Genomic DNA, 19,212 nt, shown 5'->3' on the forward strand with positions numbered 1-19,212 from the left:
AGATGTACCGCAAAATTCTGGTTCCCATGGCGCTGAACCATGGCCTGTCCGTTGACACGCTGGCCATTGCCGAAGCGCTTCGTGCCGAGGGTGACTCAATCATTGCGTTACATGTCTACGAGCTTCCGCAAGGATCGGTCAGCGCCTATCTGGACGCCGACGTGGTCAAGGCAGGCTTTGACGACGCGCGCGCGCAGCTGGAGGCGAAGACGATGGATATGCCCAACGTCACGGCCAATCTGATCAAGGGCCATACGGCCCGAGCCATCATTGATTTTGCCAATGAACATGAGGTTGATCTCATTGTTATTGGGTCTCACAAACCCGGGTTGGGGCGCTTCTTGCTCGGCTCTACCGCGGCGCGGGTTGTCCGCCATGCCAATTGTGCAGTGCATGTGTGCCGCCAGCCCGACTAACCTCATTCAACTCTGGAAAGGCCTTACCAAGATGAACATCGACAAGAAGATCACGGATGATCTTGTCGCCAACGGCATCTCGTTTGTCACGACCGTCCCCTGCAAGCAGCTGGCCGGTGTGATCGAGGAGATCGACGCGCGCGACGAGATTTTCCACATCCCTTCCAACAAGGAAGACGAGGGGATGGGCCTGTGCGCCGGCGCCTATATGGGCGGCAAACGCCCCGCGATCATCATGCAGAACACCGCGATTGGTGTGACCATCAACACGCTGGCCACGCTGATCCAGTACTACCGGATGCCGCTGCCTATGCTGATCTCTTACCGCGGAGAGCTGCGCGAGCCTGTGGCCTGTCAGGTCGAGATGGCCGTGCACACCAAGGCGCTGTTGGCTGAAATGAAGATACCCACCTACCACTTCCACCATCGATCCGACGTGGAAGAGCTGGACGCGATTCTGAAATACACCTTCATGTGCAACAAGCCGGTCGCTATCCTGACCGATGCCAATTTCTGGGGAGGCTACGGAGACCAATGATCCGCTCTGAAATCCTGCGCGATATCGCGCCCATCATCCGCGACCACCTTGTGGTGTGCAACATCGGTCTGCCCAGCCAAGAACTGCATATGATCGACGACCAGCCTACGAACTTTTACATGCTCGGCACTATGGGGCTGGCTTCCTCTATCGGGCTTGGTCTTGCGCTGACGCAGCCCAAGACGGTGATTGCGATCGACGGAGACGGCTCGGTTCTCACGAACCTTGGCACGCTGCCGACCATCGCCAACAACGTGGCGGACAACTATATCCTGCTTATTATCGACAATGGCTCCTACGGTTCGACCGGTGATCAGCCGACCTATGCGGGCAAAAAGACCAAGCTTGAAAAGGTCGCTGAGGCGTGCGGCTGCGAAAACGTGGTTGTGTGCCGCGATGTCGATACGGGCAGGGCGCTTCAAGAGGCCATCGACAGCAAACAAATGACCGTGATCGTGTGCAAATGCGACAGCGGCAACATCAAACTTCCGGTGATCACGATGGATCCTGTGGTGATCCGTGACCGTTTTATGAAAGCAGTCGCTTCTTAAACGATGCCTGTCAGGGCATCGCACAAGCATGAAATCGTCGCGCATTTCTTTAGATTAGGAGTGTGCGGCGACTTTTTAGCTACGACCAGCTCTGTGCAGTATTAAATTCGGCAGTAACCGGTAATTGTGCTGCTTTTATCAGGCCTTAGACAAAGGGACCCAAAACGACGTAAGGCCGCCCAAAGGCGACCTTACCGTTTACTGATCGGGGTGGATCAGCCTAACTGGAGCGGGCGAGGCGATTCGAACGCCCGACCCTAACCTTGGCAAGGTTATGCTCTACCCCTGAGCTACGCCCGCATCAGTTAGTGAGGGTGATTTAGCTCTCCGCGCCGCGTGCTGCAAGAGGTAATTGCACCTTTTTTTAAAAACTTTGGTTCATAGCAATGCATGACCGATCAGGCCCAGTGCTGTGAGGGCCAGCATGGCGAAGGTCAGCAATATTCCGATCTGGCGCAGAAGGAACACCTGCGGAGTGCGCGACATACCGATGGCGTGGCAAATCCGCCCGACAAGCAGGCTCGCTCCCATTGCATGTACGGCCATGGCAGGGGCGGATTGCAATTCCGCGCTCAGCATCAGGATAAGACCCAGCGGCACATATTCGGCAAAATTCGCCTGTGTGCGCATCCGCTTGATCATTCCCTTGTCGCCCGCATCCCCTACAGAGGTGCGAACAGCAAAGCGCTGGCGGATGACCATGATGCTGAGTGCCAGAAAAACCAGCGTGAGAAGGCCCGCGTAAATTGGTGTGATCATCTGCATGTCGGGCTATTCCAGCTCTATCAAAAGGTCTTTTGCGTCGATCTGGCCACCGGGCACTACGTGGACCGCTTTGACTACCGCATCGCGTTCGGCGTGCAGGCCGGTTTCCATCTTCATCGCCTCAATGGTTAGCAGCAAATCACCCGCTTTGACCGCAGCGCCAACAACGGCACCAACAGAGGCCACAACACCCGGCATCGGCGCGCCGATGTGGTTGGGATTGCCGACTTCGGCTTTGGGGCGCTGGGCGGTGGTGGCTTTGACCAGACGGTTCGGTACGCGGATCACCCGCGGCTGGCCGTTGAGCTCGAAAAACACTTTCACTTCGCCATCTTCGTTGGTGTCGCCGATGGCTTGCAGGCGAATCTCCAGTGTCTTTCCGGGGTCGATTTCGGCAGAGATTTCTTCGCTTGCCTCCATCCCGTAAAAGAACGTGGGCGTGGGCAGTGTGCGCACGGGGCCATAGGTGGCATGGCGGCTCATGTAGTCGGTGTAGACCTTGGGGTACATGAGGTAGCCGGCAAGGTCCTCATCGTCGATCGCCGCACCGTCAAACTGGGCGGACAGTTCCTTGCGCACAGATTCGAGGTCAACAGGGGCCAGATGCGCGCCGGGACGCTCCAGGTTGGGTTTTTCGTCTTTGAGCACCTTTTTCACGATCGTCTCGGGAAAACCGCCCGGAGGCTGGCCTAGATTACCGCGCATCATGTCGACGACAGACTCGGGGAAGGAGACGTCGGTGTCTGGGTCTTCGACCTGCGCGCGCGTCAGCCCTTGGGACACCATCATCAGGGCCATATCGCCGACAACCTTGGAGCTTGGGGTAACCTTCACGATATCGCCGAACATTTGGTTCACATCGCGGTAGGTGCGCGCAACCTCGGGCCAACGGTCATCAAGGCCAAGGCTTGCGGCTTGCGCCTTGAGGTTGGTGAACTGCCCGCCGGGCATTTCGTGTAGGTAAACCTCGGAAGAGGGGGCCTGCATGCCGGTTTCAAACGCGGCGTACTGGTGACGTACTTCTTCCCAGTAGTCGGAAATCTCGCGCACAGCCGTCATATCAAGGCCGGTGTCGCGGTCGGTGTGGCGCAGCGCCTCAACCACAGAGCCGAGCGTGGCCTGCGACGTGTTGCCCGAGAACGCATCCATTGCACAGTCCACCGCGTCCACGCCCGCCTCGCTTGCCGCAAGGATCGTCGCGCAGGCGATGCCTGCAGTGTCATGGGTGTGGAAGTGCAGCGGCAATCCGACTTCAGACTTTAGCGCGGAAACCAACTGACGCGCCTGCGCCGGTTTCAAAAGTCCGGCCATATCCTTAAGGCCCAGCACATGCGCGCCTGCGGCTTTCAGTTCTTTGCCCATGGCGACATAGTATTTCAGATTATATTTGGCGCGGTCGGGGTCGAAGATATCCCCAGTATAACAGATCGTGCCTTCGCAGACTTTGCCTGCTTCAATCACCGCATCCATGGCCACGCGCATGTTTTCGACCCAGTTAAGGCTGTCGAACACGCGGAACACATCAACGCCGGAATTGGCGGCCGTTTTCACAAAATGCTGGACCACGTTGTCGGGGTAGTTGGTGTAGCCCACACCGTTGGACGCGCGCAGCAGCATCTGGGTCATGATATTCGGCATCCGCTCGCGAATATCGCGCAAACGCTGCCACGGGCATTCCTGCAAAAAACGGTAGGCCACGTCGAACGTCGCACCACCCCAACACTCAACCGAGAAGAGCGTGGGCAGATTAGCCGAATAGGCAGGAGCAACTTTTATCATGTCATGGCTGCGCATGCGGGTGGCAAGCAGGCTTTGGTGCCCGTCACGCATAGTAGTGTCCGTGATCAAGAGCTGGCGCTGCTGGCTCATCCAGTCGGCCACGGCTTGTGGGCCTTTTTGCTCCAGCAGATTGCGCGTGCCCATCATCGGCTCTGCGCGGCTGACTGGTGGCAGGGGCGCACGGGTTGCGTGGGCGGGCAGTGGCTTGTCTTTGGTCTCGGGATGTCCGTTAACAGTAATATCGGCGATGTAGGTCAGCACCTTGGTGCCACGGTCCTTGCGCGCGGCAAACTGGAACAGCTCCGGCGTCTCGTCGATGAATTTGGTGTGGTAGGTGTTGTTAAGGAAGGTGGGATGCTTGAGTAGATTCTCCACAAACGCAATGTTGGTGCTCACGCCCCTGATACGGAACTCGCGCAGGGCGCGGTCCATGCGGGCAATCGCCTGCTCAGGCGTTTGGGCCTTGGCCGTCACTTTGACCAACAGACTGTCGTAGTAGCGCGTGATTACGCCACCGGAATAGGCTGTGCCACCGTCCAGCCGGATGCCCATGCCTGTGGCTTCGCGGAAGGCGGTGATGCGGCCATAGTCGGGGATGAAGTTGTTGAGCGGGTCTTCGGTCGTGATGCGGGCTTGCAGGGCGTGGCCTTGCAACTGGATATCGGTTTGGGACGCTTTGCCGGTGGCTTCGGCAATGGTCTTGCCTTCGGCGATCAGGATTTGCGCCTGAACGATGTCGATGCCGGTCACTTCCTCAGTCACGGTGTGTTCGACCTGCACGCGCGGGTTCACCTCGATAAAGAAGAACTGCTCGGTCTCCATATCCATCAGGAACTCAACGGTGCCTGCGCATTCATAGTCCACATGGGCGCAGATCTTGCGGCCCAGCTCACAAACGTGGGCGCGCTGCTCTTCGGTGAGGTAGGGGGCAGGGGCACGCTCGACCACCTTCTGGTTGCGCCGTTGGACCGAACAGTCTCGCTCATACAGGTGATAGATGTCGCCGTGGCGGTCGCCAAGGATTTGAACCTCGACGTGCCGTGCCTTGAGGATCATCTTTTCCAGATAGCCCTCACCGTTTCCAAAGGCGGCCTCGGCCTCGCGGCGGCCTTCGCGGACCTTCTCTTCCAGCTCTTCTTCATTATAGATCGGGCGCATGCCGCGTCCACCGCCGCCCCATGACGCTTTGAGCATCAGGGGATAACCGACTTCGGCCGCTTCTATTTTGATCGCGGCCATATCGTCGCCGAGCACTTCGGTCGCAGGGATGACCGGTACGCCTGCTTCTACCGCCACGCGGCGGGCAGAGGCTTTGTCCCCCAACGCGCGCATCGTGTCAGCCTTGGGACCGATGAAAGTAATCCCGTTTTGCACGCAGGCATCGACGAAATCAGGGTTCTCTGACAGCAGGCCATAGCCGGGATGGATAGCATCAGCGCCGCAATTCTTTGCCACGCGTATCATCTCGTCGATGCTAAGGTAGGCTGCCACGGGACCAAGGCCCGCACCAATGCGGTAAGCCTCATCCGCCTTGAACCGATGCAAACCCAGCTTGTCCTCTTCGGCAAAGACGGCGACGGTCGTTTTGCCCATCTCGCTGGCCGCACGCATGATGCGAATGGCGATTTCGCCACGGTTAGCGATGAGGATTTTGCTGAATTCAGTCATGGAGAAGCCTTTGCAGTTGCGCCTATGGGGCAATTTGTAGGCGCAACGCCTGCAATGCCGCAATGCGTGTCATTGGGTAGAAGCGCGATTTAGCGCCCGTTCTCATTGGAATTACCAAAATTGGTTGCCAGTGGGCAGATTTCACCCGTTGGCGGCCATGTGTGAGCTGTTCAATGCAATGAAAGGCCTAGCGGGGCGGAAGGGATACTAGCTCGGGCAGGCTTTGCAGGTTTCGGGCGCCGATCTGGCCCATGTTGGAGGCCATATCTTTGGCCAGTATGTCAATCAGATGGTCAATGCCTTTCGGCCCCAGAGCCCCGAGCGCAAAGTGAAACGCACGCCCTAGCATAACAAAGTCAGCCCCCAATGCCAAAGCGCGCAGGATATCCAAGCCTCCTTCAATCCCGCTGTCAAAGATCAGGGGCAGTTTGGTGGCAGCACGGATGCCGGGCAGCGCCTCGATCGCGGCGGGAGCGCCGTCAAACTGGCGACCAGCGTGGTTTGAAACCCAAATGCCATCGACACCCAAGCCTTCCAACCGGATTGCGTCTTCGGGGCGCAACACGCCTTTTACAAGAAACTTACCATCCCATTCGGTGCGCAGCCAGTTGACGTACTCCCAGTCCGGTGCAGTGCGCAGCAGGTAACCGACATGCGCGGTTGGAGAGAGCCCATCGGTGGCTGCGTTGGCATATTTGTCCAAGCCGCGCATATGCGGCATACCGCGCTGGGCCATACCCATCGCCCACGCGGGGCGCATCGCCACTTGCGCCAGCAGGCGCGGGGTCAGGCGCGGCGGGTTCGTGAGGCCAGATCGCACCTGCCGTTCGCGGCGGCTGGCCACGGGGACGTCAACGGTGAGGATCAATGTTGAGAACCCCGCCGCCTTGGCCCGTGCGAGCATGTCACGGCGGATGTCGGCATCGCGCGGCGGGTACATCTGGAACCAGGCATGTTCCCCCAAATGGGGCGCGATGTCTTCGGGGCTTTGGGTCGCGACGGTCGAGATGCTGTAGGGGATGCCCGCCCGCGCCGCTGCGCGTGCCAGATGGCCCTCGGCATCGGGCCACATCAACCCTGACATTCCGATCGGGGCAATACCAAAGGGCAGGGGCATCTTGTGGCCCAGAAAGTTTGTCGTGAGATCGGGCGCGAATTCGCCATGCAGAATCGACGGAATCATCCCCAGCTGATCAAGCCCCGCGCGATTGCGCGCCTTCGTGGCTTCGTCACCTGTGCCGCTGTCTAGATATTCCCAAACGAATTTTGGGATTCGCTTTTGCGCGCGTGTGCGCAAATCACTGAGGGCGGGGTATTTTGAATGCAGATCCATTCCGGTATTTGGCGGTTAGTGTAGGGATTTGTCCAGCGCCAGTTGAGCAAAACGCGGGCCTATTGTCTGTGCTGCGGGACTGTATCGTTGGAGAGTGGTTCCGTAGGCGTCGGTTGTACATATCCAACGCCAGTATTCAGGTTATTCGCAGCAGCGATAAGTGCATTGATGGCGCTGTCGACTTCGCATCCCGCATCCGAAAAAGCGCTGTCTTTTGAAGCAATTAGTGGCAGCATTTGGTCTTCCTGTGCCAGACGGTCTGTCGCGATCCTGCGCAACTCCCTCATGGTTTCATCGATGCTCCGGCAAAGCGCAGCCAGCATGCCTGCCGATCCTGCCAACTGCTCCGGCGAAATGTGTCCGCTTTCGACCGCTTCGAGTACGTCGGATATCTGGTTGAGCCGCATTGAGGAGCTGGCCGCAAAATACTCCACGTCGTGAAACGCCAAAGTATCAAGGTCATGCCGCTTTATCCGCTTCACAATCACGGCAGTGCCAATCACCCGCTCGCGGCCGTCAGGCAGGGACAGGTGGCTTAGCGAAGTATCCCAGATCATTGCGCCATGCGGCATGCGAAGCTGTTCACGGTAGCGGACAGGTCCGTCGTGCTGGATGCATCTTGAATATCGCGTGTTCACCTCACGCGCCTCTTCGGCGGGAAGAATATCGCTGAGTGGGCGGTGGATCACATCAGCCATCACCATTCCGGAATGGGTCTCGTGTGTAGCGTTGAGTGCGAGGATTTCGAACTGGCTGTCGTCTGCGCGCAGCTCGGCTATGAACATCGGGATGGCAAGCCGGTCCAGTTGCTCGCGCATTTTCGATGTGCTGTTGGACTTAAACATGGCATTATTCTCATAGCGTCACTTCTCGTTAATATAATGCAAATTGGTTAGCAAAGTGTGAATAAGGCCGGATTGTACGGAGTTTCATACGCCTGAAGGTAACGTCTTTTATCAAGCAAGAGTGCATGCGCGAAAAAATGATGCGGAACATAATGCGAACGTCTCTTTAATTCCCACAGCTTTCGGACTAGTTTCCCCAGCATGAGCAGTTTTGATGAAAATGCCGCCTTTGAAGGCGCCTCATTGTCCGCGCGTGCGATGGCCGCGCGCCCACAGCCATATCTGGACGGTCTGAACCCCGCACAACGCGAAGCCGTGGAGAAGATGGACGGTCCAGTCCTGATGCTGGCAGGGGCAGGGACGGGCAAGACGCGGGCACTGACGGCACGGATCGTGCATCTGCTCAATACGGGACGTGCGCGCCCGAACGAAATTCTGGCTGTGACCTTTACCAATAAGGCCGCGCGCGAGATGAAGAACCGCGTAGGGGCCATGCTTGGCCAACCGGTTGAGGGGATGCCGTGGCTTGGCACCTTTCACGCGATTTGTGTGAAATTGCTGCGCCGCCACGCCGAACTGGTGGGCCTGAAATCCAACTTCACCATTCTGGATACGGATGATCAGTTGCGCCTGCTCAAGCAACTGGTGTCCGCCGAAGGTATTGATGACAAACGTTGGCCCGCAAGGATGCTGGCAGGCATCATTGATGACTGGAAGAACCGCGCGCTGACGCCTGACAAGGTGCCGGTGGCTGATGCGGGTGCCTATAACCACCGCGGCCCAGAAATTTACGCCGCCTATCAAAGGCGCCTGTTGGAGCTGAACGCCACCGATTTTGGCGACCTGCTGCTGCACATGGTCACTATCCTTCAAACCCATGAGGATGTGCTGAGCCAGTATCAGCGTTGGTTCAAATACATCCTTGTGGACGAATATCAGGATACTAACGTGGCCCAGTACCTGTGGCTGCGCCTGCTGGCTGCGGGTTACAAGAATATCTGCTGCGTGGGTGATGACGACCAGTCAATCTATGGCTGGCGTGGTGCAGAAGTGGGCAATATTCTGCGGTTTGAAAAGGATTTTCCCGGCTCCCATGTCGTGCGCCTTGAGCAAAATTACCGCTCGACCCCACATATCCTTGCCGCCGCATCCGGCGTGATTGCCGGCAACGAAGGGCGTTTGGGTAAGAAGCTTTGGACCGAAGCGACCGACGGTGAAAAGGTTCGTTTGATAGGCCATTGGGACGGCGCCGAAGAAGCGCGCTGGATCGGGGACGAGATCGAATCCATGCAGCGCGGTACACGCGGACTGCGCCCCTTCAGCCTTGATCATATGGCGATTCTTGTGCGTGCCTCCCACCAGATGCGCGCGTTCGAGGACCGGTTTTTGACCATCGGTCTGCCGTACCGCGTGATTGGCGGTCCGCGATTCTATGAACGGCTCGAGATCAGGGATGCGATGGCGTACTTCCGCGTCGTGATCTCGCCTGACAACGATCTCGCGTTTGAGCGGATTGTGAACACGCCCAAGCGTGGACTTGGCGATGTGGCGCAGAAGAAGATACAGCGCACGGCGCGGGAAAACGGTACCAATCTGGTGGAAGGCGCGCGGATTTTACTGTCCCAGAACGGCATCGGCGGGAAGGGTGGCACGCAACTGCGTCTGCTGATTGAAGGTATTGATCGTTGGTCGTCCAAGCTGCGCGGCCCACGGATCGAAGTGAACGATGACAGCGTGCTGGATGACGGCGGACCGGTCCGCATGGACTTTGCGCCACCAGAGATCAGCCACGTTGAGCTGGCAGAGATGATTCTGGACGAGAGCGGCTATACTGGCCACTGGCAGAACGATAAAACGCCCGAAGCGGCAGGGCGGCTTGAGAACATCAAAGAGCTGGTTAAGGCGTTGGATCAGTTTGAAAACCTTCAAGGTTTCCTCGAACACGTCAGCCTGATCATGGACAATGAGCAGGAAAGCGAAGGGGCCAAGGTTTCGATCATGACGCTGCACGCGGCCAAGGGGTTGGAGTTTCCGGTCGTGTTCCTGCCCGGTTGGGAAGACGGGCTGTTCCCTTCCCAACGGTCGATGGATGAAAGCGGCTTGGAGGGCTTGGAAGAAGAACGGCGGCTGGCCTACGTGGGCATCACCCGTGCCGAAGAGATTTGCACGATTTCTTTCGCCGCCAACCGTCAGGTGTTCGGCCAATGGCAAAACGCGATGCCATCGCGCTTTATCGATGAACTCCCCGAAGAGCATGTGGACGTGTTAACCCCGCCGGGACTTTATGGCGGCGGATTTGGTGCTGCCATGCCGCAAAGCACGCTGCACGAAGCTGCGGCCGAGGCGAATGTCTACAACTCTCCGGGATGGCGCCGTTTGCAATCGCGTGCTGGTACGCGCGGGATGAGCCAACCGTCCGAATCCAAAAATATGACAATCGACATGACCGCCACCAGCAGCTTTGTCATGGGAGAGCGGGTGTTCCACCAGAAGTTCGGTTATGGTGCTATCATCGGGATTGAGGGCGATAAACTGGAGGTCGCCTTTGAAAAAGCGGGCGACAAGAAAGTTGTCGCGCGTTTTCTGACTGCAGCGGATGATGTGCCGTTCTAAGGCTTTAGTCTGGCGCGTGGGTGTCGATGACAGTGCATTTCTCAAGCCCGCGTTGCTTTGCCCATTTGCGCGCCTCAATGCCCAAAGGTCCAAGAGCTTGGGCCGAGCTTGATTTACAATAAGCCATAGCAGCTTCGCGGGCTTCGGCGGGTGTACCCCAACCGAACGAGACGTCGTAACCGAACGCAAGGTTCAGCGCGAATGCACCGAATTTCCCTTTTTGCTGTTCACGCTTATATCGGGTCTTGAGGTCTTTTGAGGCTTGAAGCCCCAATCCCCTAACACTGCTGGCGCTCGGATCAATTCCTGCGGGGTAGAGCAGGGCGTAGAGCTGACAGTCGGCGCCGTCGGATACAATCTCACAGCCCTTTTTGGCAGCGGCCTTCGCGATGTCAAAATCGTGAAATTCTCGTGTCCAAAAGCCGTGATCGGTACCGGGAACTACTTAAAACGCGCCAAAATGACTTTTGTTGCTGCGTTACGCTCAGAAGCTTTCGCATTGAATGCGCGACAGTTCGATACCCGGGACTTTGGCCATACGCACTGCGCTACCGAAATCTTTGGTTTGCGCGGCTGCGGCGGTCAGAGTGGCGATAATGAGTGCAGCGGCTAGGAGAAAATGCTTCAAGATGAATATCCTTGGGTTGAGAAATTTCAATCATAAAAAAATATAATTAATCTAAAAAGAATAAAAAAGTATTGTAAGGAAACAATTTATTAATGGAGAACCTCATGGATCGCATACGAAGCTGGTCTACGGTTGCAATGATTTTGATGCTGTAGATGATGCTATATTAACCCTATGAAGCGTTATCGTGGAATCTTGAACTGTCGTTTCTCGATCTGGGTAAGTGGACACGAAATGACGCTTGGGTGGACCGTGACGCACAGATAGCCTTTGGTACGCGGCTCGTCTTCTTCATAGTTTGGTTGGTTCCCGCAGTGCTTGGCACTTTGGGCTATCTGGTCGGGTTTTCGATGCTTGTTCTTCTGCGAAACGGTGTGGTCTTTGATGTTCGAATCGCTGGTCGGCTTAAGGCGATGGGTTTGTTGATCTTCACCTCTGCCACGACATCCTTGCTGGCCGGTGCGGTCAGTCCGATGATCCGCTCTTGGCACAATGCTGGCGGACCGCTGCCACTGCGCTTTTGGTACAGCAGCGGCAATTTGGGCCCCGTATTTTGTGGGCTGGCCTTCTTCTTTCTGGGGCTGGTCATGCGTGAGGCGATCCGCATCGCCCGCGAAAATGAGGAATTCGTCTGATGGAAATTATCGTCAGGCTGGATGTCATGCTCGCTCAGCGCAAGATGAAAGGGAAGGACTTGGCCCTAGCCATCGGAATCACGGAGCAAAACCTCAGCCTTTTTAAGTCCGGTAAGTTAAAAGGTGTACGGTTCGAAACGCTGGCGCGTATCTGCGAGGTGTTGGACTGTCAGCCGGGGACTTGCTGGAAGCAGTCTCGAAAAAATGAAACGGCGGACCCAAGGGAGGTTGGGTCCGCCGCTCTATAAGGTGCACCCTTCCGAATGGGAGGAGGGAAAGATGCAGCTTTCACAGCACGGGGTCATCAGGGAGGTGAGACTCTGCCGCGCCGTCATTCCCCTGCGGATCGATGGGAGGAAAGACCCGCAAGGAATAGGAATTTATTTCACCATCTTTGACGCTTCGAGCGACAGGCGACGGAAGTCGCCGCGCGAAAAGCCTAGATCAGCCAGGTCGCGTGCAGTGAGCGTGCACAGCTCGTTATACGTCTGACGGTAAACTCTGCGCTGACGAAGCTTCAGGCCGATGGCATCGAAAATTGCTGCGATGCGGCGTGGCTGCGCGGATACGGCGGCGGTTGTGTCTGTGAAGTATGCCATTGTTTCTCTTTCATCTCGATTACGTCTTGCTGTGATCAGTATTTAGGGTTTTGACCATTTGGTTCAAGGAGTAATGCTGCAATGCAGCTATGCATTTTTTGCATATGCAGAAATATTATAGGTTACTGTTTCTAAGTCTAAATAAATCACAAATCATCACGGCTCTGTGATCTGATGAGATGTACTGGATAAAAAAATGGCGACGACATCAGGGAGGAGGAAGATGTCGCCGCCTTAAAGAAAAGAGATCCCCGGGAGGAGGATGGAGACCTCTTTGGTATTCAAGAAAACCATCGGGAGGATTGCTTTCATAGACTAGCTTTAACAATTTTTGCTGCGCATGCACAATGAATTTCTGCGCAATGCTGTCATGCGGCATGTGCATATGTGGGGCGGTGCCTAATATTTGCGCGTTTGGTCTTGGGGTGATGTGATGACACGCCGCAGAGCGGAGCTTGCGATTTCTGCCTGATCTGCGATGTCATGCGCTGTCACAAGGAGTAGTGCGATGTCCGTCACCAAAGCAGATGTAGAAGCAGCCCTAAGCAGGATCAACTTGCCAGACGGCCGTAGCCTGATTGCGCATGATATGGTGCGCGCCCTTTCGGTCGACGATGGTGTCGTGCGTTTTGTGATCGAGGCCCCGAATGCTGACGTTGCACGGGCAATGGCGCCGTTGCGGGATGCTGCGGAAAAACTGGTGTCCGAAATCGCCGGTGTGACGAAGGCAACTGTCGCTCTCACTGCACACGGTCCGGCGGCCAAGGCTGCCCCAGCGCCCAGCCTTAAGATCGGTGGTCACCCCAAGCCGCAGGACGGCCCGACCAAGCCAAGCGGCGTCCAGCGCATAATTGCTATTGGCTCCGGCAAAGGGGGCGTGGGCAAATCTACCGTTAGCACCAATCTTGCCGTGGCGCTGGCAAAGCAGGGCCGCAAGGTTGGGCTGCTGGATGCCGATATCTACGGCCCTAGTATTCCGCGCATGATGGGTGTGAATAAACGCCCCGCGAGCCCGGACGGCAAAACAATCATTCCGCTGAAAGCCCATGGTGTGACGCTGATGTCTATCGGTTTCATGATGGAAGAGGGCAAGGCCACGATCTGGCGTGGTCCGATGTTGATGGGCGCTTTGCAACAGATGCTGGGGCAGGTCGAGTGGGGCGAGCTTGACGTGCTCTTGGTTGATCTACCGCCAGGTACTGGCGATGTGCAGTTGACCTTGTGCACTAAATCCAAGCTGACAGGCGCGATTGTGGTGAGCACGCCACAGGACGTAGCGTTGATCGACGCACGCAAGGCGCTGGATATGTTCGCGACGCTTAAAACACCTGTGTTGGGGCTGATTGAGAACATGTCGATGTTTGTTTGCCCCGATTGCGGTGCAGAGCATGCGATCTTCGGACAGGGCGGTGTGGCCGCTGAAGCTGCGGGCATGGATGTGCCGCTGCTGGGTACGCTGCCGATCGACCTTGAGACGCGGTTGGCGGGCGATGGCGGCACACCTGTTGCGCTTGGTGATAGCCCGATGGCGCAAGCCTATGCGCGCATTTCCGAGGGGTTGATCAAGGATGGCATGGCCTGAAGCGGTCAAGCGGCCTTGCGGGTTTGTAGAGAGTAGAGGGTGGTCAATACGCTGAAGATCAAGAGCCCTTGGATGATATAGGCCGTCATCTCTATCACCAACCGATAGCTGGCGCTGTCGAGGTCAATCAGGGCGATAAAGCTGGTCACCAGTGTGTTGGCCAGTGCAATTGCCGCAGCCACGCCCCATAACGTGCGAGAGACGTTATCGGTATAGCGCCAGCTCTCAACCATTGAGATAGGCTTGCCCAGGGCCGCAGCGGGCAAGATGAGGCTCAGCCGCAGCGACAACCACAATAAAACCAGCTGTGTTACAAACGTAGACAGTAGGATCGATGCTAGCGCTGGGGCGGCATCATTGGTGTCGCTAGACCGGATATAAAGAATAAGCGGTATAATTAGTGCAAAGTTGACCGATATCTGGATCGCGGTCAAAGCAAGCACGCGCCACATATACCCAATCACGAGCTTGAATGTCATTGGCTGCTGCTCTCCCATATCGTGCAGGGTGTAGCGGTGCCAAAGGATAGCCATCATGGCATAGCTGAGGACAAAGGCTGCAAGAACCACAAGGGACGGACCTGCCAGGCCCGTATCTTGGGGGCCGGACGTCAAAAAGCCAGGCGCCACGATTGCGGCGGTAAAGCCTACAACAGCCATTAAGATCAGAGCCGGCGCAATTACGGTCACCGTCTTGACCGGATGTTGCGTTAACAGGCCGATGGCTTTCTGCAGCAGGTTGAGCGTCGTGATCACCGGAAGCGTTTCCTAATTTGTGTGCTGTTCTTTTTGACGCTTTGGTCGGCGTTAAGCAAGGTGATCACGCAAGATGGCCATCGAATGTGCTGAAAATGGGCCACAATGAGATGGAACCGGCTGTTTGTATAGAACGCACGGGATCGGCATGGGAAAAGATGGGATTTTTCAAAAATGCGCCGAACTGTCATGGGAAGTTGTGGGCGCTGGGGGCGGGTCGCAGCGATTCGGATCAGAAAATGACGTTTACATGGGAACAAAGGAAGAATATATCCTGTGGATAACTGTGTGGGTGGTTTTTTTTGGGAATTTGTGGGAAAATTCGGGCCATCAGCAATTTATCTATATCTAGTTGTTATTTTCAAGTTTGACGCTAATTGTGCCTAACAATTAGATGATCTGAACGCTAAATGTTGTTCCTTGGGCCTGTGGGAAACAATATGCGGTATGGAATTTTGAAATTAATTGTAGACGCCCATGATTTCCCATGGCATCCCTAGTGCATCGGATGAGAACGAGAACACGGGGCACCAAACGACCCCATACAACAATAAACTCTAGCAGGTTTCATACAGGCACCTCGATTTCATCAGACCAAGAGATCCGGCGCGCGGGCGAGCAGACATCCCCCCAGGTGGCGCGCGCAGTCGGACTTCCCCGCACAGCGGGATAAAGCGGCGGGTTGATCAGTGGCAGCAGATCAACCCGCCCTTTTTACTTTCGGCAAGACGCCCAGCAAGTGAGCGCCGACCCTACTATCTACCACGCCACAAAATGCACCGACGGGCGCGCAGGCAGGCGACAAAAAAGCGAATAATGCGCAAGCAAGGACAAAGCCAAGCCGACAGGGGCAGGGCATAAAGGAAATCCAGTGAGCCGACGGTTCAGAGGCGAAAGCCAGCACAAGGTCGATACGAAGGGGCGGGTTTCCATACCGGCCTCTTTTCGGCGTGTGCTGGAAGCTTCTGATCCGAACTGGAAAAATGGCGAAAACCCCGAGTTGGTCATCGTCTATGGCGACCACCGCCGCAGCTATCTTGAATGCTACACAATGGAAGCCATTGAAGAGGTGGACGCAAAGATCGACGCGCTGCCGCGCGGCTCTATGCAGCGTAAAATGCTCCAAGCCCTGTTTCACGGGCAGTCGTTCCCTACGACTGTCGATGACACCGGACGTCTGGTTCTGCCTGCGAAATTGCGCGGTAAAATCGATCTGGATAAAGAGGCCTTCTTCATCGGGATGGGGGACACCTTCCAGATCTGGCAGCCCGAAACATATGACACCGAAGAGCGCGCCAAGCAGGAAGCATGGCTCGACGAACTGCCAGAGGACTTCGATCCGATGCAGTTCCTGGACGGCCCGGCCGGAGTTTAGCGGTTTATGGCTGCCTCCCAGACCTCCGCCCACATCCCCGTCCTGCTCCGTTCTCTTCTGACGGCTGTCGCACCTGTGCATGGCATATGGCTGGACGGCACCTTTGGTGCGGGCGGCTATACCCGTGGGCTGCTTAATGCCGGTGCAGAGCGTGTGATCGCGGTGGACCGTGATCCGCTGGCGTTCGAGATGGCGCAGCCTTGGGCAGCGGAGTATGGCGACCGGCTGGTGATGCAGCAGGGTGTATTCTCCAAAATGGATGAATATGCCCAGAACCTTGACGGTGTTGTGCTGGACCTTGGTGTCTCTTCCATGCAGCTAGATCTGTCCGAGCGGGGCTTTTCGTTCATGCGCGACGGGCCGCTGGACATGCGGATGTCCCAAGATGGCCCCTCGGCTGCTGATCTGGTCAACGAGGCCACAGAAGAAGACTTGGCCAATATCATCTTCCTTTATGGTGAAGAGCGCGCAAGCCGCCGGATTGCAAAGAAAATCGTGCTGGCCCGTGCCGACGCGCCGATCACCCGCACGCTGGAGCTGTCGCGGCTGGTCGAAAGCTGTCTGCCACGCCCCAAGCCGAACCAAAGCCACCCCGCAACGCGGACCTTTCAGGCGCTGCGCATCGCGGTGAACGATGAATACGGTGAGCTGTGGGGTGGGTTGATGGCGGCAGAACGCGCGCTCAAACCAGGCGGACAACTGGCTGTGGTCACGTTCCACTCGGTCGAGGACCGGATGGTCAAACGCTTCCTGACCGCGCGGGCAGGGGCGGGTGGAAATGCCAACCGCTTCGTGCCCGAGACGATACAGGATGCGCCGCAGTTCACGATCAAGTCGCGCAAAGCCATTGGGCCAGACGCACAAGAATTAGAAGAGAACCCCCGCAGCCGCAGTGCCAAGCTGCGGGTTGCGACGCGAACCGATGCACCGGCGGGCAGTATCGAGGCAAAGGCCCTCGGCATGCCGATGATGAAGGAAAAAAAGAAATGAGATCGGTGATTTATGTACTGACTGCTCTGGGTGTGATCGGGCTGGCCTTTTGGGCCTATCGCGAAAACTACGCCACTCAGGCTGTGCTGAATAACACGGACCGTCTTCATGCTGAAATCCGCGAGGCGCATGCCCGTCTGGCAGTGTTGCGCGCGGAGTGGGCATTCCAGAATCGCCCTGACCGGCTACGCGATCTGGCGGAGCTGAACTTTGAGCGTTTGCAGCTGTTGCCGTTGCACCCTGACCAATTCGGTCAGGTGGATGAAGTGCAGTATCCAGCGCCTGACTTGCTGCCGATCACCAACTCGGTTGATGTCTCTACGATGAACGCGGAGGATCCGCTATGATCCGCACTCCTCTGCGGCCTTTGGCCCGTATCCTTGAGGCCCGCGCGAACGGCGAAAATCCCGACGCAATTGAACACCAGAACCGGCGCATCCGGCACGAACAGATGCGCGACAGTGATCGCAACCGTGCCGAGGGCCGCCTACTGGTGCTGGGCGTTTTCTTTTTCTGCGCGTTTGCTGTTGTTGGCGCACGGATGGGGCTGCTTGCGGTCTCTGACCCGGTTGAGCCGCGCGCCCATGCACCAGGCTCTATCATTGCGAACACGCGTGCGGATATTGTGGACCGCAACGGCAATATCCTTGCGACAAATCTGGATACCCATGCGCTTTACGCCCAACCACCCCACATGGTGGACCGGGAAGGGGCCGCGCGAAAACTGGCCAAGATATTCCCCGACTTGAAAGAAGAGCGTCTGATCAAAGACTTTACCGGTAAGCGCAAGTTCTTGTGGGTGAAGAAGAAAATCAGCCCAGAGCAGATGCAAGCCGTGCATGATATTGGCGATCCGGGTCTGCTGTTTGCGCCCCGCGACATGCGTCTATATCCTAACGGCAAACTGGCCGCTCACATCATGGGCGGCGCAAGCTTTGGCCGTGAAGGTGTGCGCGCAGCCGAAGTTATCGGCGTTGCCGGTGCAGAGAAATATTTTGACGATTATCTGCGCGACCCATCCAACGCAGGGAAACCGCTTGAGCTGAGCCTTGATCTGAGCGTTCAGGCCGCGTCCGAGCGGGTGCTGGGCGGTGGCATGAAGCTGATGAACGCCAAAGGTGCGACGTCTATTTTGATGGATGTCCACACAGGTGAGGTCATCAGCGTCGTATCCTTGCCAAGCTTTGATCCCAACAACCGTCCGCGCCCTGCGATTGAAGGGGACGCCTCTGACAGTCCGCTGTTCAACCGCTCGGTTCAGGGGGTCTATGAACTAGGATCAACCTTCAAGATTTTTGCGGCAGCCCAAGCGATGGAACTGGGTTTGGTCGATGCAAACACGATGATCGACACCGCAGGCCCTATGAGAGTAGGTGGCCACAGCATCGGTGAATTCCACAATAAGAACTATGGAACGATCAGCGTAGGCCAGATCATCCAGAAGTCCTCGAACCGGGGAACGGGCCGTCTTGCGCTGATGATCGGCAAAAAACGTCAGCAGGATTTCCTGCGCAGTCTTGGCCTGTTTGAGAAATCTCCGTTCGAGATCATCGAAGCATCTGGCAGCACCCCGTTGTTGCCGTCGCGCTATACAGATTTGTCCGCTGTGACCATTTCCTACGGTCACGGCATTTCGACCACAGCGATGCATCTGGCCGCAGGTTACGCAGCAATTGCGAACGGCGGGCGGGCGGTCAAGCCGACGCTGCTTAAGCAAAACCGCCCTGTCATAGGGGAGCGGGTAATGCGTGCAGACGTTGCCGCCGCCGCACGCGAGATGTTGCGCAGTGTGGTAGCGGGTGACGACGGTACCGCCTCTTTTGGTGAGGTGCCGGGTTATTTCGTTGGCGGTAAGACGGGTACGGCTGACAAGCCAAAACCGACTGGCGGCTATTATGAAGACAAGACGATCACCACCTTCGCCTCGATGTTCCCTGCGCATGATCCGCGCTACGTGCTGATAGTGACGCTGGATGAACCGGTAGAAACCTCAAGCGGAAAACCGCGCCGCACCGCGGGCTGGACAGCCGTCCCGATCGCAGCAGAGATGGTCCGCCGCGTTGCGCCGCTTTTGGGGATGCGACCTGCCATTGAACCCGCAGAACTCGCTGGTATAACGCTCACCAGCAGCAACTAAGCC

The 19,212-nt window shown here is 56.8% G+C and carries 19 protein-coding genes and 1 tRNA gene; 11 read left to right on the forward strand and 9 right to left on the reverse strand.

What is annotated here, in order from left to right; translation table 11 throughout:
• Positions 1–2: 2 nt before the first annotated feature.
• From V7730_RS00150 to comE, 3 genes are read left to right on the forward strand one after another with little or no spacing between them, the layout of a single operon-like run.
• Complete coding sequence (locus tag V7730_RS00150) at positions 3–416, forward strand: universal stress protein (protein WP_335745544.1); 414 nt, start codon at positions 3–5, stop codon at positions 414–416.
• Between the two features lie 31 nt (positions 417–447).
• Positions 448–954: a sulfopyruvate decarboxylase subunit alpha gene (comD, locus tag V7730_RS00155; protein WP_335745545.1), complete on the forward strand. Its 507-nt coding sequence runs from the start codon at positions 448–450 to the stop codon at positions 952–954.
• Positions 951–1,505 carry a sulfopyruvate decarboxylase subunit beta gene (comE, locus tag V7730_RS00160; protein WP_335745546.1) on the forward strand — a complete coding sequence of 185 codons (555 nt, stop codon included), beginning with the start codon at positions 951–953 and terminating at the stop codon, positions 1,503–1,505. Before comD ends, comE begins: the two co-directional genes overlap by 4 nt.
• 225 nt (positions 1,506–1,730) lie before the next feature.
• On the opposite strand, the gene V7730_RS00165 is transcribed toward comE, so the two are convergent.
• The 5 genes from V7730_RS00165 to V7730_RS00185 all read right to left on the reverse strand — a co-directional run bounded on the left by V7730_RS00165 (position 1,731) and on the right by V7730_RS00185 (position 7,895).
• A tRNA-Gly gene (locus V7730_RS00165) sits at positions 1,731–1,805 on the reverse strand.
• A gap of 78 nt (positions 1,806–1,883) precedes the next feature.
• On the reverse strand, positions 1,884–2,270 hold the full coding sequence (locus V7730_RS00170) for an MAPEG family protein (RefSeq protein WP_335745547.1): 387 nt from the start codon (positions 2,268–2,270) through the stop codon (positions 1,884–1,886).
• Positions 2,271–2,276: 6 nt separating this feature from the next.
• Positions 2,277–5,717 carry a pyruvate carboxylase gene (gene pyc / locus V7730_RS00175; protein WP_335745548.1) on the reverse strand — a complete coding sequence of 1,147 codons (3,441 nt, stop codon included), beginning with the start codon at positions 5,715–5,717 and terminating at the stop codon, positions 2,277–2,279.
• Positions 5,718–5,904: 187 nt separating this feature from the next.
• Positions 5,905–7,050: an alpha-hydroxy acid oxidase gene (locus tag V7730_RS00180; RefSeq protein WP_335745549.1), complete on the reverse strand. Its 1,146-nt coding sequence runs from the start codon at positions 7,048–7,050 to the stop codon at positions 5,905–5,907.
• Positions 7,051–7,109: 59 nt separating this feature from the next.
• Positions 7,110–7,895 (reverse strand): hypothetical protein, encoded by a 786-nt coding sequence (locus V7730_RS00185; RefSeq protein WP_335745550.1) that lies wholly within the window; start codon positions 7,893–7,895, stop codon positions 7,110–7,112.
• 201 nt (positions 7,896–8,096) lie between these two features.
• On the opposite strand from V7730_RS00185, the gene V7730_RS00190 reads away from it, so the two are divergent.
• Positions 8,097–10,508 carry an ATP-dependent helicase gene (locus V7730_RS00190; protein WP_335745551.1) on the forward strand — a complete coding sequence of 804 codons (2,412 nt, stop codon included), beginning with the start codon at positions 8,097–8,099 and terminating at the stop codon, positions 10,506–10,508.
• Between the two features lie 4 nt (positions 10,509–10,512).
• Here V7730_RS00190 and V7730_RS00195 read toward each other — a convergent pair whose 3' ends face one another.
• Entirely contained in the window at positions 10,513–10,782 is a 270-nt protein-coding gene (locus V7730_RS00195; protein ID WP_335745552.1) for a hypothetical protein, read from the reverse strand.
• A gap of 210 nt (positions 10,783–10,992) precedes the next feature.
• A complete protein-coding gene (locus tag V7730_RS00200; protein ID WP_335745553.1) occupies positions 10,993–11,136 on the reverse strand; it encodes a hypothetical protein in 144 nt (47 codons plus the stop codon).
• A gap of 245 nt (positions 11,137–11,381) precedes the next feature.
• Between V7730_RS00200 and V7730_RS00205 the strand changes: the two genes are divergently transcribed.
• On the forward strand, positions 11,382–11,771 hold the full coding sequence (locus V7730_RS00205) for a hypothetical protein (RefSeq protein WP_335745554.1): 390 nt from the start codon (positions 11,382–11,384) through the stop codon (positions 11,769–11,771).
• On the forward strand, positions 11,771–12,019 hold the full coding sequence (locus tag V7730_RS00210; protein WP_335745555.1) for a helix-turn-helix domain-containing protein: 249 nt from the start codon (positions 11,771–11,773) through the stop codon (positions 12,017–12,019). Before V7730_RS00205 ends, V7730_RS00210 begins: the two co-directional genes overlap by 1 nt.
• A 132-nt stretch (positions 12,020–12,151) precedes the next feature.
• Here V7730_RS00210 and V7730_RS00215 read toward each other — a convergent pair whose 3' ends face one another.
• Entirely contained in the window at positions 12,152–12,370 is a 219-nt protein-coding gene (locus tag V7730_RS00215; protein WP_335745556.1) for a DUF1127 domain-containing protein, read from the reverse strand.
• A gap of 508 nt (positions 12,371–12,878) precedes the next feature.
• Between V7730_RS00215 and V7730_RS00220 the strand changes: the two genes are divergently transcribed.
• Positions 12,879–13,952, forward strand: a complete 1,074-nt coding sequence (locus tag V7730_RS00220) for an Mrp/NBP35 family ATP-binding protein (RefSeq protein WP_335745557.1) — start codon at positions 12,879–12,881, stop codon at positions 13,950–13,952.
• 5 nt (positions 13,953–13,957) lie between these two features.
• On the opposite strand, the gene V7730_RS00225 is transcribed toward V7730_RS00220, so the two are convergent.
• Positions 13,958–14,707: a hypothetical protein gene (locus tag V7730_RS00225; protein ID WP_335745558.1), complete on the reverse strand. Its 750-nt coding sequence runs from the start codon at positions 14,705–14,707 to the stop codon at positions 13,958–13,960.
• A gap of 871 nt (positions 14,708–15,578) precedes the next feature.
• Here V7730_RS00225 and mraZ point away from each other — a divergent pair.
• From mraZ to V7730_RS00245, 4 genes are read left to right on the forward strand one after another with little or no spacing between them, the layout of a single operon-like run.
• Complete coding sequence (mraZ, locus tag V7730_RS00230; RefSeq protein ID WP_335745559.1) at positions 15,579–16,082, forward strand: division/cell wall cluster transcriptional repressor MraZ; 504 nt, start codon at positions 15,579–15,581, stop codon at positions 16,080–16,082.
• 6 nt (positions 16,083–16,088) lie between these two features.
• A complete protein-coding gene (rsmH, locus tag V7730_RS00235; RefSeq protein WP_335745560.1) occupies positions 16,089–17,072 on the forward strand; it encodes a 16S rRNA (cytosine(1402)-N(4))-methyltransferase RsmH in 984 nt (327 codons plus the stop codon).
• The gene (gene ftsL / locus V7730_RS00240) at positions 17,069–17,419 is read left to right on the forward strand and encodes a cell division protein FtsL (protein WP_335745561.1); all 351 of its coding nucleotides are present in this window, start codon (positions 17,069–17,071) and stop codon (positions 17,417–17,419) included. The genes rsmH and ftsL overlap by 4 nt, the downstream gene beginning before the upstream one ends.
• Complete coding sequence (locus V7730_RS00245; protein WP_335745562.1) at positions 17,416–19,209, forward strand: peptidoglycan D,D-transpeptidase FtsI family protein; 1,794 nt, start codon at positions 17,416–17,418, stop codon at positions 19,207–19,209. The genes ftsL and V7730_RS00245 overlap by 4 nt, the downstream gene beginning before the upstream one ends.
• The last annotated feature ends 3 nt before the right edge of the window (positions 19,210–19,212 follow it).

Source organism: Sulfitobacter sp., from assembly GCF_036961165.1.
Classification (GTDB): Bacteria; Pseudomonadota; Alphaproteobacteria; order Rhodobacterales; family Rhodobacteraceae; genus Sulfitobacter.

Coding starts and splice junctions, on each gene's coding strand:
- V7730_RS00150 (WP_335745544.1), top strand. CDS start 3: ATGTACCGCAAAATTCTGGTTCCCATGGCGCTGAACCATGGCCTGTCC.
- comD (WP_335745545.1), top strand. CDS start 448: ATGAACATCGACAAGAAGATCACGGATGATCTTGTCGCCAACGGCATC.
- comE (WP_335745546.1), top strand. CDS start 951: ATGATCCGCTCTGAAATCCTGCGCGATATCGCGCCCATCATCCGCGAC.
- V7730_RS00170 (WP_335745547.1), bottom strand. CDS start 2,270: ATGCAGATGATCACACCAATTTACGCGGGCCTTCTCACGCTGGTTTTT.
- pyc (WP_335745548.1), bottom strand. CDS start 5,717: ATGACTGAATTCAGCAAAATCCTCATCGCTAACCGTGGCGAAATCGCC.
- V7730_RS00180 (WP_335745549.1), bottom strand. CDS start 7,050: ATGGATCTGCATTCAAAATACCCCGCCCTCAGTGATTTGCGCACACGC.
- V7730_RS00185 (WP_335745550.1), bottom strand. CDS start 7,895: ATGTTTAAGTCCAACAGCACATCGAAAATGCGCGAGCAACTGGACCGG.
- V7730_RS00190 (WP_335745551.1), top strand. CDS start 8,097: ATGAGCAGTTTTGATGAAAATGCCGCCTTTGAAGGCGCCTCATTGTCC.
- V7730_RS00210 (WP_335745555.1), top strand. CDS start 11,771: ATGGAAATTATCGTCAGGCTGGATGTCATGCTCGCTCAGCGCAAGATG.
- V7730_RS00215 (WP_335745556.1), bottom strand. CDS start 12,370: ATGGCATACTTCACAGACACAACCGCCGCCGTATCCGCGCAGCCACGC.
- V7730_RS00220 (WP_335745557.1), top strand. CDS start 12,879: ATGTCCGTCACCAAAGCAGATGTAGAAGCAGCCCTAAGCAGGATCAAC.
- rsmH (WP_335745560.1), top strand. CDS start 16,089: ATGGCTGCCTCCCAGACCTCCGCCCACATCCCCGTCCTGCTCCGTTCT.
- ftsL (WP_335745561.1), top strand. CDS start 17,069: ATGAGATCGGTGATTTATGTACTGACTGCTCTGGGTGTGATCGGGCTG.
- V7730_RS00245 (WP_335745562.1), top strand. CDS start 17,416: ATGATCCGCACTCCTCTGCGGCCTTTGGCCCGTATCCTTGAGGCCCGC.